The organism is Burkholderia sp. SCN-KJ, assembly GCF_024656005.1.
GTDB lineage: Bacteria > Pseudomonadota > Gammaproteobacteria > Burkholderiales > Burkholderiaceae > Burkholderia.
Genome location: NZ_JANKOG010000010.1, coordinates 53,025 through 65,534 on the forward strand (window position 1 = coordinate 53,025; position 12,510 = coordinate 65,534).

11 protein-coding genes are annotated in these 12,510 nt (G+C 69.3%); 3 read left to right on the plus strand and 8 right to left on the minus strand.

Annotated features, from left to right (window positions below; translation table 11 throughout):
• Nucleotides 1–54 precede the first annotated feature (54 nt).
• The 4 genes from NQV17_RS18095 to NQV17_RS18110 all read right to left on the minus strand — a co-directional run bounded on the left by NQV17_RS18095 (nucleotide 55) and on the right by NQV17_RS18110 (nucleotide 3,807).
• Nucleotides 55–1,854, minus strand: coding sequence for a helix-turn-helix transcriptional regulator (locus NQV17_RS18095; protein WP_257773464.1), 1,800 nt, complete (start codon nucleotides 1,852–1,854; stop codon nucleotides 55–57).
• Between the two features lie 98 nt (nucleotides 1,855–1,952).
• Entirely contained in the window at nucleotides 1,953–2,297 is a 345-nt protein-coding gene (locus NQV17_RS18100) for a hypothetical protein (protein ID WP_257773296.1), read from the minus strand.
• Between the two features lie 195 nt (nucleotides 2,298–2,492).
• Nucleotides 2,493–3,314 (minus strand): alpha/beta fold hydrolase, encoded by an 822-nt coding sequence (locus NQV17_RS18105; protein ID WP_257773297.1) that lies wholly within the window; start codon nucleotides 3,312–3,314, stop codon nucleotides 2,493–2,495.
• Nucleotides 3,315–3,381: 67 nt separating this feature from the next.
• Nucleotides 3,382–3,807 (minus strand): DUF3331 domain-containing protein, encoded by a 426-nt coding sequence (locus NQV17_RS18110; protein WP_124521082.1) that lies wholly within the window; start codon nucleotides 3,805–3,807, stop codon nucleotides 3,382–3,384.
• A 552-nt stretch (nucleotides 3,808–4,359) separates the two neighbouring features.
• On the opposite strand from NQV17_RS18110, the gene NQV17_RS18115 reads away from it, so the two are divergent.
• Complete coding sequence (locus NQV17_RS18115; protein ID WP_257773298.1) at nucleotides 4,360–5,181, plus strand: alpha/beta fold hydrolase; 822 nt, start codon at nucleotides 4,360–4,362, stop codon at nucleotides 5,179–5,181.
• 130 nt (nucleotides 5,182–5,311) lie between these two features.
• Here NQV17_RS18115 and NQV17_RS18120 read toward each other — a convergent pair whose 3' ends face one another.
• Entirely contained in the window at nucleotides 5,312–6,898 is a 1,587-nt protein-coding gene (locus NQV17_RS18120) for an MFS transporter (RefSeq protein ID WP_257773299.1), read from the minus strand.
• A gap of 83 nt (nucleotides 6,899–6,981) precedes the next feature.
• Here NQV17_RS18120 and NQV17_RS18125 point away from each other — a divergent pair, with 83 nt between their 5' ends.
• Together NQV17_RS18125 and NQV17_RS18130 are read left to right on the plus strand one after the other, a co-directional pair.
• Entirely contained in the window at nucleotides 6,982–8,010 is a 1,029-nt protein-coding gene (locus NQV17_RS18125; RefSeq protein WP_257773300.1) for an HlyD family secretion protein, read from the plus strand.
• Complete coding sequence (locus NQV17_RS18130) at nucleotides 8,007–9,449, plus strand: efflux transporter outer membrane subunit (RefSeq protein WP_257773301.1); 1,443 nt, start codon at nucleotides 8,007–8,009, stop codon at nucleotides 9,447–9,449. Before NQV17_RS18125 ends, NQV17_RS18130 begins: the two co-directional genes overlap by 4 nt.
• A gap of 103 nt (nucleotides 9,450–9,552) precedes the next feature.
• Here NQV17_RS18130 and NQV17_RS18135 read toward each other — a convergent pair whose 3' ends face one another.
• From NQV17_RS18135 to NQV17_RS18145, 3 genes are all read right to left on the minus strand, one after another.
• Nucleotides 9,553–10,221: a response regulator transcription factor gene (locus NQV17_RS18135; protein ID WP_235879315.1), complete on the minus strand. Its 669-nt coding sequence runs from the start codon at nucleotides 10,219–10,221 to the stop codon at nucleotides 9,553–9,555.
• Nucleotides 10,222–10,339: 118 nt separating this feature from the next.
• Entirely contained in the window at nucleotides 10,340–10,711 is a 372-nt protein-coding gene (locus NQV17_RS18140) for a response regulator transcription factor (protein WP_044847117.1), read from the minus strand.
• A 101-nt stretch (nucleotides 10,712–10,812) separates the two neighbouring features.
• On the minus strand, nucleotides 10,813–12,282 hold the full coding sequence (locus NQV17_RS18145; protein WP_257773302.1) for a winged helix-turn-helix domain-containing protein: 1,470 nt from the start codon (nucleotides 12,280–12,282) through the stop codon (nucleotides 10,813–10,815).
• Nucleotides 12,283–12,510 lie beyond the last annotated feature (228 nt).

Here is a 12,510-nt window from a genome sequence, read left to right on the forward strand (position 1 = left end):
GCCGGGTCCTGTGTTCGACCTGAAACGTTCTGAATGCGCGGTCGGCGCGCCGCGCTACGCGTCGCGCGGCGGCAGTTCGGCCTCGCCCGCCTCGAACCCGAGCGCGTGCACCGCCGACCATGCGTCGTGCGCGATCTGCGTCGGCCCCGACGTATGCGCGAGCGCGGCCGCATACGCGGCCAGCAGCCGCACGCGCGCGTCGGCGCACGCGGGCGTCTCGTCGAGATCGCGCATCGCGTCGAGCGCCGCGCGCGCCCGTTCGCGACACTCGTCCACGAGCGACAGGTCGAACAGGCACGGCACCGCGACCGCCGCCAGCGCGATGCCGACCCGCGCGTCGCCGTTCGGCGAAAACGCCCAGTCGAGCGCCGCGCGCAGATTGCCGAGTTCGCGCCGGATCACGTCGAGCCGCGATTCGGCGAGCCGTCCGTCGTCGCTGCCGGGCGCACGCCGGAACAGCGCCAGGAAGTAGCGCGCGTGCGCGAGCGCCGCGGCCGTGCATTCGCCGTTGGTCTCGAGCTGCTGCAGCGCGTACGCGCGCGTCGTCGTCAGCAGCCGGTAGCGCGGCGCGCCATGCGCGCTCTCGAGGCTCAGCAGCGATTTCGACACGAGGCCCGCGATCGCGTCGAGCAGCGCCGCGTCGACGAGCCCCTTCGTTCCGACGATGTCGCGCACCGCGTCGATCGAGAAGCTGTCGCGGAACACCCCGAGCCAGCGCAGCAGCAGGCGCTCCGCGTCGTCGAGCAGGCGATAGCTCCAGTCGTACATCGCCTGCAGCGTCTGATGACGCGGCAACGCCGTGCGAAAACCACCGGTCAGCAGCCGGAAATGGTCGTCGAGATGCGTGGCGAGCACGTCGATGCCGAGCACGGCCGCGCGGGCCGCGGCCAGTTCGATCGCGAGCGGCAGCCCGTCGAGACGCCGGCATACCGATGCCATCAGCGCCAGGCAGCGTTCGTCGAGCGGAAAGCGCGGGTCGGCGGCGCGGGCGCGCGCCGAGAACAGCTGCACCGCGCTCGCGCCCGCGGTCTCGCGTTCGTCGGCGCCCTCGGCGGGTACCTCGAGCGGCGGAACCGGACACAGCCGCTCGCCCTGGATCCGCAGCGCCTCGCGGCTGGTCGCCAGGACGCACAAACCGGTATCCGACTCGGTCAGCGCGGTCGCGATCCGCGCGGCGGCATCGAGCAGGTGTTCGCAATTGTCGAGCACGAGCAGCATCCGCCGATGCGCGACGCTGGCGAGCACGGCTTCGAGCGTCAGCGACCCGGCCGGGTGCACGAGGCCGAACGCGCCGGCCAGCGCGTCGGGCACGAAGTGCGGGCACGCCACCGTGGCCAGCGATACGAACGCGGCGCCATCCGGAAAGCGCGCTTCGGCCCGCATGGCCGCTTCGAGCGCCACCCGCGTCTTGCCGATGCCGCCCGCACCGACCAGCGTCACGACGCGCGCGGTGTCGAGCGCCGCGAGGACGTCCGCGACCGTCTGCTCGCGGCCGATGAGTGCGGTCGGCGCGGGCGCCAGCCGCGATGTCGCGGGACGCACGGGCGCCGCGGCCGGCGCTTGCGCTTGCCCGGCGACCAGCCGGTAGCCGCGCCCCGGCACCGTGATGATCAGGTTCCGGTTGTCGGCGAGCGCCTTGCGCAACGCGGCGACATGCACCTGCAGGTTGTTTTCCTCCACGACCGTGTGCGGCCACACGCGCTGCATGATCTCGTCTTTCGATACCAACGCGCCGTTCGCCCGAATCAGGAGTTCGAGAATTTCGAATGCGCGACTGCCGATTCGCAGCAGTTTGCCGTTCGAGCGAATTTCACGCCTGTCGAGGAAAACGTGAAGGGTTCCAATCCGGATCATTTGAATTCTTAATCGCTTTCCATTCATCGATGCCCTGTCGGAAATGACACCGGTGATGCAGATGCTACGGCATTTTAAGCATCCATTGATTCAAATTATTAGAAGCCAATGAGCAAATTTTTTGAATCGACGACAACCGTGAATGTCCGCCGCAGGCCGGTATTCGCGCTGCACCTCGTCCGGCCTCGGCAACAGGCGAAACAGCGATTCACCAATGAACCTGTTTGGTGTGATAAAAGCGCCGCCATTCCTGATTTGCTTTTGCGCGAATCACTTGCCGTGGCGATTTGAATGAATTGCGCCGATGTTGCGGGAAAAAACTTTTGTTCCTGCATGCGATGCGCGTGTTCGCATTTGCATCGATCATCGATATGCGCCGCGGCATCGCATTCGATGCCGAATTGCCGTACGCCGCCGCGTTGCATGCAGCCGTTGGCATTCATCCATACATGAGACCGCTGACGGCATTGCGTGGCGCGGGTGTCGAAACGGATCTCTTTGCGCTGCCGAGGTGCCCGAGCATTGCACCCCGGACTATCGTCGGACGAATTTCTGCGGCCTGGTGCCCGGGTCGAACTGGGCGGAGTGAGCGCGAGCGGCCGGCCGTGTCCGCCGCGCCGCGTCGCTCCGCCGCCGCATCACGCGCGGACGAACGCCAGCAGTTCGTCGTTCAGGCGTTGCGCGTGCGTCAGATACAGCGCGTGCGGCCCGCCCTCGTAGACGCTCAGCGTCGCTCGCGGCACGCGCTTCGCGGTCGCGGCGCCCGTCAGCGCGAGTGGCACCGTCTGGTCGTCGTCGCCGTGGATCACGAGCGTCGGCACGTCGAACCGCTCGAGATCCGCCCTGAAATCGGTTTCGGAAAACGCCCCGACGCAATCGAGCGTGCCCTTCAACCCGGCCTGCAACGCCATGAAGGTCGTCCAGTCGAGCGCCGCGCGCGAAATCGTCGACGCGGGCCGGTTCGAACCGGTGAACAGCGGCCAGAAGTTTTCGAGGAACGCCGCGCGATCCGCGACGATGCCCGAGCGAATGCCGTCGAACACGGCAACGTCGACACCGTCGGGATGATCGTCGCGGCGCGCGACCAGCGGCGTCACCGCGCCGATCAACACGGCTTTCGCGATGTGCCGCGTACCGTGCCGGCCGATGTAGCGCGCCACCTCGCCGCCGCCCATCGAAAAGCCGACGAGCGTCACGTCGCGCAGCCCGAGCGTCTCGATCAGCGTCGCGAGATCGTCGGCCAGCGTGTCGTAGTCGTAACCCGTCCACGGCTGGCCGGAGCGGCCGAAGCCGCGCCGGTCGTAGGCGATGCAGCGCATGCCGTGCGACGCGAGATGATGCATCTGGACGTCCCACATGTCCGCATTCAGCGGCCAGCCGTGAATGAACACGACCGGGCGGCCGGCGCCCCAGTCCTTGTAGTGAATCGAAACGCCGTCGCGTGTCGTGAACGTGCTCATGCGGATCCCTCGGTGGTGAAAAGGCGGCCGCCGGCCGGTGCCGACGGACGGTGCGCGAGGTGCCGCGTCATGACCGCGACAGCCTGGCGATGAAGCGGTTCAGCTCGGACGTGAGGATCACGTCCCGATAGTTCGCCGGGCGCTTCGCGCCGCGCCATTGCGGCTTGTAGATCGCATCGCCGGCACGGATCGTGATGCCGGTCAGCGCGCAGCGCCCGAGACCGCGCGACTTGGCGCTGATCCAGCGCTGCTCGTCGTAGCGAAAGCGCGTGGGATCGCTCCACGATATCAGGACCGACGAATCGGTCTGCCGCTCGGCCGCGACGATCGCGCACCGGCGGCGCATGCCGCCGCTCGACGCGGCCGGCACTTCGTCGCGGTGGCGACGGCACGCGGCGTCCGGGTCGCGAAGTGGCGGCGGCGCGTGGCGGCGCGCGGCTGCCGACGGGTCGAGCAGCGTCATCACGTGTTCCCAGCGATTGAAGGCGTCCATGGCGGCGTATCCGGGCAAGTGGCGACGGGCCGGATGTCTCGCACCCGCACGCATCGCGATGCGTCATCCGCCGCCGCGAACCGGCAAGACCCGCGACGGGATGACCTGATGCCGACGATAACGGGCCGCCGCTGAAGAGTCTTTACGCGGGGCTTAATTTTTCTGGCGAGCGCGCTCGCGTGGCGCGCGGTGGCCGCGTTCATGACAATTCAGCACGATTTCAGTACGCGCCGCGCGGTCGCGGGATAGCCTCCTGTCGGCGTTCGTTCGTGCCCTTGCGTGCCTGCCGGCGCGCGAACGCGAACGCGCCGGCCGCCCGCGCGAGCGCCGCTCGCGGGCAGATCCGAAACCCTTCAAATCCAACGCGGCACCATTGCACCGCACGTTCAAGGAGTCCTCATGCGTCCCGCAGATCACGACGCCATTCCCTCGGCGCGCCGCCGAGACATGCTGCTGGCCGGCGCGACCGCCGTTGCCGCCGCCGCGCTGCCGGCCGCTGCCGCCGCTGCCGCCCCCAAACACGCCGCTTCCGCCCATCAAGGAGCCCATGCGATGAACACGATCACCACCAAAGACGGTACGCAGATTTACTTCAAGGACTGGGGCAGCGGCCGTCCGGTCGTGTTCTCGCACGGCTGGCCGCTGTGCGCCGATGCGTGGGATGCGCAGATGCTGTCCCTCGTGCAGCACGGCTACCGCGTGATCGCGCACGACCGGCGCGGTCACGGCCGCTCGAGCCAGCCGTCGCAAGGCAACGACATGGACACGTACGCCGACGACCTGGCGGCGCTGATGAATGCGCTCGACCTGCGCGAGGCCACGCTCGTCGGCCATTCCACCGGCGGCGGCGAAGTCGCGCACTACATCGGCCGGCACGGCACGAAGCGCGTGGCGAAGGCCGTGCTGATCGGCGCGGTGCCGCCGCAGATGGTGAAATCGGCGTCGAATCCGGGCGGCCTGCCGATGGACGTGTTCGACGGCATCCGCAAGAACGTCGCCGAGAACCGTTCGCAGTTCTACAAGGATCTCGCGGTGCCGTTCTTCGGCTTCAACCGGCCGAACGTCAAGGTGTCGCAAGGCACGATCGACGCGTTCTGGGCGCAAGGCATGATGGGCGGCGTGTACGGCCAGTATCAGTGCGTCAGGGAATTCTCCGAGGTCGACTACACCGAGGACCTGAAGAAGATCGACGTGCCGACGCTGATCCTGCACGGCGACGACGACCAGATCGTGCCGATCGACGATTCGGCGCGCTTGTCCGCGAAGATCGTAAAGCACGCGCAGCTGAAGGTGATCCCCGGCGGCGCGCACGGGATGTGCGTCGTCAATGCCGACGTGATCAATGCCGAACTGCTCGCGTTCCTGAAGGCGTAAGCGCTGCGGCACGGCGCGCGCGGCCCTGGCGCCGTCGCGCCGTTCAGGAAGATTCAGGAATTTTCAGCCCGGCGCCGTTCCGTCGCGGCGAGCGCGATCGCTAAGATCGTCGCTGCGCGATGCCGGGGGCTCATGGCGACGGCGCGCGCGCCGGCCTGAGCAGGATGCCGATCAACACCCCCGCGACGGCGAACGCCATCGCGACCCGGAAATTGTCCGCGAGCGCGAGCGTGGTCGCCTGGACCCGGACCGCCCGGTCGAGCAGCGCATAGGTCGCCTGGTCGCCCGTGGCGAAGGTGGCGCCGTGCGACACGAGCGACGCCGCGCCAGCCCGCAGCCGCGCGAGCGTTTGCGGATCAGACAGCGTGACATGCAGACCGACGAGATTCGAATGGGTAGCCTCCATGATGCGCTGGATCACCGCGATCGACGTCGTGCCGAGCTGCCCGCTCAGCAGGCGCGTCGTCTGCACGACGGCGCCGAACGTCAGCGCGTGCTCGGCCGTCACATGCTTGCCGAAGAAGAAGATGACCGACGTGAGCGCCATCGTCTGCCCCAGCGCCTGGAGCAGTTGCGACGGGATGAAGTCGGGCTCGGCCCACGCGGGCGTGAGACGCGCGCCGAGCGCGAACGCGACCGCCACCATCAGGAAACCGGCAACGATCAGCCGGCGCGGATCGACGCGCTGCAGCAGCCACGCGACGCACGGCGCGAACAGCAATTGCGGAATCGCGATCCAGCGCAGCGTATCGCCGATCTGCAGCGGGCGAAGCCCGTAGGTGCTCGCGAGAAACACCGACGGAATGAAACTCGTGTTGAGCACGGTGAAGCGCACGAGACCGACGAGCAGGATCAGCAGCGCGACGTTGGGCAGCGCGAGGTAGCCGAGATCGAGCCCGGCCTGTCGGGACGTGAGTTCGTGGATCAGGAACGCGGCAATCATCAGGATGCCGATGCACAGCAGCGCGACGATCAGCGGCGACTGGAACCAGAACAGCCGTTCGCCCTGGTCGAGCGCGATGCACAGGCACGCGAACCCGCCGGCACCGAGCAGCATGCCGCGCGTGTCGATGCCCGACACGAAACGCTTGACCGGCTCGTTCGACAGCGACAGCAGCAGGCAGACGATGAACGGCACCGTCAGCAGCGCGTTCTGCCAGAACAGCCAGCGCCAGCTCAGGTGTTCGCTGTACCAGCCTTCGAGCGTCGCGGACAGGTTCAGCGACATCTCGAGGTTCATCGCATACGCGGCGATGCCGAACGGGATCAGCCGCGGCGGCAGCGTGCGGACGACGAACCCGACGGTCAGCGGCACGAACACGCCGGACGCGAGGCCGGCGAGGCTCTGGAACGCGATGAAGGTTCCGAAGTTCGTGCACAGCGGCAGCACGGTTTCGACGACGAGAAACACCGAGGCACCCGCCAGCAGTACGCGGCGCGTGCCGAACACGAAGGCCGCCGCGATCGCGAGCGGGCCGATGAACATCTGCGACGCGGTGAACGCCGTGTTGATCCACGCGCCTTCGTCGAACCCGACGCCGAGTGCGCCGCGCACGTCGGCGAGCCCGAGCGACGTGATGCGCGACGTCAGCGTCGCGATGATCGCGCCGAGCAGCACGGACGCGATCGCGGCGATCGAGCGAAACGTCGGTATGTCGGCGGCCGGCGCGGCGGCCGGCCCCGGTGTCGCGCCACCGGGGGCGAACGTGGTGTTCATCGTCGAGCGGCTCCCGCATATGAGGCTCGCGCAAGCATAGCGCGATACGAAGAAAGTCGTCCGTACGATGGAGTATCCCGATCATGACCCCGAACCCGCCGGACTCGCCGTCCGTTCCCGCCGCGCGTTCGCGCAAGTGGCCGGTCGTGCTGATCGCCACCGGCGCGCTGCTGCTCGTCGCGCTGCTGGTCTACGAATACGATGCGCACGAACGCGGCACCGACGACGCGTACGTGACCGGCCATCTGCACGTGATCTCGCCGCGCGTGGCCGGCACGGTCGAGCGCGTGCTGGTGGACGACAACCGGTTCGTGCATGCGGGCGAGCCGCTCGTGCGGCTCGACTCGCGCGATTTCGACGTGCGCGTCGCGCTGCAGCGGGCGCGCGTCGCGCAGGCCCACGCCGATGCGAGCCGCGCGAAGGCGCTGGTCGAGCAGGCCGATGCGACGCGCGTGTCGGCACATGCGGATGCCGAGAAGGCCGAGCTCGATTACGCGCGGGCCCGCGAGCTGACCCGCGAAACGCCGCGCGGGCTGTCGCAGCAGGAATTCGATGCGGCCAACGCGGCCCGCAAGTCGGCCCGCGCGCGCATCGACGCAGCCGACGCGCAATGGCGCAGCGCGCAGGCCGCGTGGCAGGCGGCGGCCGCCGTGTCGAACCAGAACGACGCCGAGCTGCGCGACGCGGAACTCCAGTTGCAATACACGACCGTCGTCGCGCCGTCGGACGGCTACGTCGGCAAGAAGACCGTCGAGACCGGCGAGCACGTCGCGCCCGGCCAGGCGCTGCTCACGCTCGTCGAGCCGCATCCGTGGGTGGTCGCGAACTTCCGCGAAACGCAGCTGCGGCACGTACGTACCGGCGACGCCGTGCAATTGCGCTTCGACGCGCTGCCGGAGCGGACCTTCAGCGGCCACGTCGACAGCCTGTCGCCCGCGACCGGCGGGCAGTTTTCGTTGCTGCCGCCCGACAACGCGACCGGCAACTTCACGAAGGTCACGCAGCGGGTGCCCGTGAAGATCCTGCTCGACGCGCAGGCAGCGACCGAGCCGCGCATCCGGCCCGGCCTGTCGGTCGTCGTCACGCTGCAGCCCGAGCGCACGCAGCCATGATCCGCATCGCCACCCCGTTCGCCGCCCTGCTCGCCGCCGGCCTGCTGAGCGCGTGCACGATCGCGCCGCGGCCGCTTGCGCCCGTACCGGTCGGACCGGCCCCGTTCCGCCATGCGGATGCGGCGAACCCACCCGCCGCGCCGCTCGCCGAGTGGCCCGCATGGTTCGGCGCGCCGCCGCTCGTCACGCTCGTCGAGGCCGCGCTCGCCGGCAATCCCGACCTTCGCGCCGCCGCGGCGCGCGTCGACCAGGCGCAGGCGCTGCTCGGCGTGCGCGAAGCCGCGCTGGCGCCCACCGTCGGTGTCGCGCCGTCGTTCAGCCGCTCGCGCGTGTCGGGCACGGTCGACAACGCATTGCCGAAACGCACGATGCACAACTGGTCGGTGCCGTTCACCGCGAGCTACGAAGTCGATCTGTGGGGCCGCCTGCGCGGCGACGCCGAGATTGGCCGGCAGAACGTGCTGCAGGCGGATGCGGATCGCGCGGCGGTGCGCCTGCGCGTGGCGACCGACGTCGCGACCGACTACCTGACGCTCCATTTCGTCGAACAGGATCTCACGACGCTCGCGCGCGCGATCGAGCTGCGCCGCACCGCGCTCGACGTGATCGCCGCGCGCGTGCGGGCCGGCGCGGCGAGCGATCTCGACGCGCTGCGCGCGTCGGCCGATCTCGATACCGCACGCGCCGATCTCGCGGACAGCCGGCGGCTGCGCGAGAACCTCGTCGACGCGCTCGCGGTGCTGACCGGCGTGTCGCCGACCGCATTCGCCGTCGCGCCCACCGCATCGCTCGTGCGCGTGCCGGACGTGCCGCCCGGCCTGCCGTCCGCGCTGCTCGCGCAACGGCCCGACGTCTACGCGGCCGCGCGCCGCGCCGACGCGGCGTCGCTCGAGATCGGCGTCGCCCGCACCGCGTGGCTGCCGACGTTGACGCTGACCGCGCAGGGCGGTTTCGCGAGCCGCGATCTCGGCACGTTTCTCGATCGCAACAGTTCGCTGTGGGGGCTCGGCGCGAGCGTCGCCGAAACGCTGTTCGACGGCGGCAAGCGCGACGCCGCGGTGGCCGCCGCGACGGCCGGCGCGGACCTTGCCGACGCGAACTATCGCGCGACCGCGCTCGGCGCGCTGCGCGAGGTTCAGGACGCGCTCAACGACATCGCCGCGCAGAAGGAGCGGATCGCGCGCTACGACAGCGCGGCGCACGCGACCGAGGCGGCCGCGCGGTTGTCGCTGAGCCGTTATGCGCACGGCTACGTCAGCTATCTCGAGGTGATCGACGCGGACCGCGATGCACTGAGCGCGCAACGCCAGCTGATCCACAGCCGCCAGTCGCTCGCCATCGCGACGATCGGCCTGGTGCGCGCGCTGGGCGGCGGATGGACGCCGCCGGCGTCGGTGTCCGCGCCGGCCGGCGACGCACGTCGCGCCGGACGCTTGTGACGCTGCACGAACGCGCGCCGCGCGTTCGCCGGAACGGCGTCAGACGTTTTCATGCCGCTCTTAAGCTTACCTAACGTTTTTGCGTTGTTGCACGGTCACCTGCTCAGTCACCCGCTCTGCCACCCGCCCCCGCCGGGCGCACGCCGAGCGCTTCGGCCTGGCGCACGAGATCCGGCAGCGTGCGGACCTGCATCTTCTTCATCACCTGCGCACGATGCACCTTCACCGTGATTTCCTGCAGCCCGAGATTCGACGCGATCTGCTTGTTCATCAGGCCCGCGATCACCTGGCTCATCACTTCGCGTTCGCGCGGCGTCAACGACGCATAGGCCTGCCGCACCGCATCCAGCGCACGCTCGCGCGCGAGGCGTTCGCCGTCGCGGGCCAGCGCGCGGCCGACGGCATCGAGCATCGTGTCGTCGTCGAACGGCTTGGTCAGGAAATCGAGCGCGCCGCCCTTCATGGCCTTGACGGTGGTGGCCACGTCGCCGTAACCCGTCATGAACAGGATCGGCACGTTCAGGCCCGCGCGCACCGCTTCCTCCTGGACGGCAAGTCCGCTCTCGTCGGCCAGGCGCACGTCGAGGATCAGGCAGCTCGGCACGTCGGGCCGCTCGAATGCGAGGAACGCGCGCGACGACGCGAACGTCTCGACGCGAAACCCGGCCGAACGCAACAGTGCGCTCAGCGCGCGCCGCAGCGTTTCGTCGTCGTCGACCACATAGACGATCGGCGCGGGATCGCCCGCGCCCTGGTGACGGTTCGAAGTCATATCCGGCGTGCTCGCCATCGCATTCCTCGTGTAGGCATCCGCTTCATTATCGAATGATAAACCGAGAAAAGTCCGGGCGGACACGCCGGCGCGCGCGGCATGACGGCGGACGCGCCGCTCACGCGGGCGGTGTGCCGGATGCGACCTGATCGATCAGGTCGAGCAGGTCGTCCGATGGAAACGGTTTGCGCAGGAACGCGACCGCGCCTTGCGCGAGCGCCCGGCGGACCGACTCGTCGTCGCCGTGCGCCGACATCAGGATGACCGGCAGCGCCGCGTTGCGCTGCACCAGCAGGCGCTGGACGTCGAGACCGCCCATCCCTTTCATCTTCAGGTCGAGCAGCACGCACGCCGCGTCGTCCAGCGGGCCGGTCGCGAGAAATTCCTCGCCCGACTCAAACGGCAATGCGGTATGGCCCGCCGATTTCAGCAGGCTGGCAAGACTCTTTCGGACCGACGCATCGTCATCGATGATGCAAACAAGGGCCATGAAATAAAAACCTAAATGGTGTCAATCGAGGTGAGCGCCGTGCGGTTCATGCCGCATCGACAGGCGCCGCCGCTGCGCGCCAGGTCCGCGCAGCCCGGCTGTCACGCCCACGATCCGGCGACCGGCGCGGCCGGCGCCGGCTGCAGCGCGTCTGCGTGCGGGTCGGCCGCAAACGACGCGCGGCGCGCGTGGAGACGCCCGGCTTCGCCCGATTCCGCCAGCTTCTCGAGCGCATACGCGCGCACGACCTCGAGCAGCGAGTAGCGCTTCGACAATCCGACCGAATGAACGACCAGCAGCGATTTCGACGCCAGGCTGACGAGACAGTCCAGCACCTCGTCCGCACCCAGTTCGTTGCAGGCGGCCAGCGCGCAGGCCGCGTCGAGCCGGAACGCATCCGGAAACACCGCGAGACGGCACAGCACGATGCGCTCCATGTCGTCGAGCAGCCGATAGCTCCACTCGATGGTGGCCCGGAGTGTCTGCTGGCGCGGGTGCGCCGTGCGCAGGCCGCCGGACAGCGACAGCACCGACTTGTCGAGATCCGCCGCCAGCCCCTGGATGCCGAGCGACGCGACACGGGCCGCGCCGAGCTCGAGCGCGAGCGGCAGGCCGCTCAGGCGGCGGCAGAGGGTTGCGATCGCGTCGAGCGTCTTCGCGTCCGCCGGAAGATCCGTACCCATCGCGCGCGCGCGCGCCAGGAACATCCGGACCGCGCCGCTCGCGACGATGTCGTCGGCGTTCGCGCCGGCCGGCGGCAACGACAGCGGCCCGACGCGATAGACCCGCTCGCCCGCCACCCGCAACGGCTCCCGGCTCGTCACGACGAGTATCGCGCCCGGGTTCGCGTCCGCGATCGCTTCGCTCAGGTCGGCCAGTTCGTCGACGTACTGCTCGGCGTTGTCGAACACGAGCACGACGCGCTGCTCGCCGATCGCCCGGACGACGTCGGCGGGACCCGCGCCCGGGCCGCCCGCCAGGTCGAACGCGTCCAGCACCGCGCACGCCAGGGTCGCGTCGGCCCGCAGGCCGGCCAGGTCGACCCGGACCATCTCGATCCCGTGCGCCGCCGACCAGGCCGTCGCGACCTCCAGCGCCAGATGCGTCTTGCCGACGCCGCCGGGACCGACCAGCGTGACGAGCGCCTCGCGATCGAGCAGCCCGTGCAGTTCGGCCGCTTCCTGCTCCCGGCCAATCATCGGACATTTGCGCGGCGTAGCACTCGCGCGGACATTGCCTGCCGAGTCGAACGCGAGCGGCGGGCGATCGCCGATCGCATGGTCGGCCGGCGGCGCGAGCCGGTAGCCGCGGCCCGATTCGGTCCGGATCCACCCGTGCTTGCCGCCGAACAGCTTGCGCAGCGTCGAGACGTGGACCTGGATGTTGTTCTCGACCACGATCGTGTTCGGCCACACGGCCTGCATGATCTCGTCCTTCGACACGAGCCGGCCGGCCGCCTTCACCAGCAGTTCGAGGATCTCGAACGCCCGGGCGCCGATATACCGGGGCTGCCCGTCGACACAGACTTCGCGGCATTCAAGGGAAACCGTCACCCGTCCGAACGTGTACATGATCCGCACTCGCTTATGCTGCCTGCCACCTCGCGCCGCCTCGCGAGGCGACGCGCTCCTGGGTTGCCCGTCCGGCCATGCCGATGCATGCCGGGAGGCGTGACCGTATCGTAGGTCTCAACCGGCGCCGCGAATATTATCCATAGGTTTAAGTCCGGCCCCGACTTCCGCCGGGGCGCGAGGGCGCAGAGGTACTGCAAAATCCCGCGGGCTGTCGGACAATGCACG

Coding starts and splice junctions, on each gene's coding strand:
- NQV17_RS18095 (WP_257773464.1), bottom strand. CDS start 1,854: ATGATCCGGATTGGAACCCTTCACGTTTTCCTCGACAGGCGTGAAATT.
- NQV17_RS18100 (WP_257773296.1), bottom strand. CDS start 2,297: ATGAATGCCAACGGCTGCATGCAACGCGGCGGCGTACGGCAATTCGGC.
- NQV17_RS18105 (WP_257773297.1), bottom strand. CDS start 3,314: ATGAGCACGTTCACGACACGCGACGGCGTTTCGATTCACTACAAGGAC.
- NQV17_RS18110 (WP_124521082.1), bottom strand. CDS start 3,807: ATGGACGCCTTCAATCGCTGGGAACACGTGATGACGCTGCTCGACCCG.
- NQV17_RS18115 (WP_257773298.1), top strand. CDS start 4,360: ATGAACACGATCACCACCAAAGACGGTACGCAGATTTACTTCAAGGAC.
- NQV17_RS18120 (WP_257773299.1), bottom strand. CDS start 6,898: ATGAACACCACGTTCGCCCCCGGTGGCGCGACACCGGGGCCGGCCGCC.
- NQV17_RS18125 (WP_257773300.1), top strand. CDS start 6,982: ATGACCCCGAACCCGCCGGACTCGCCGTCCGTTCCCGCCGCGCGTTCG.
- NQV17_RS18130 (WP_257773301.1), top strand. CDS start 8,007: ATGATCCGCATCGCCACCCCGTTCGCCGCCCTGCTCGCCGCCGGCCTG.
- NQV17_RS18135 (WP_235879315.1), bottom strand. CDS start 10,221: ATGACTTCGAACCGTCACCAGGGCGCGGGCGATCCCGCGCCGATCGTC.
- NQV17_RS18140 (WP_044847117.1), bottom strand. CDS start 10,711: ATGGCCCTTGTTTGCATCATCGATGACGATGCGTCGGTCCGAAAGAGT.
- NQV17_RS18145 (WP_257773302.1), bottom strand. CDS start 12,282: ATGTACACGTTCGGACGGGTGACGGTTTCCCTTGAATGCCGCGAAGTC.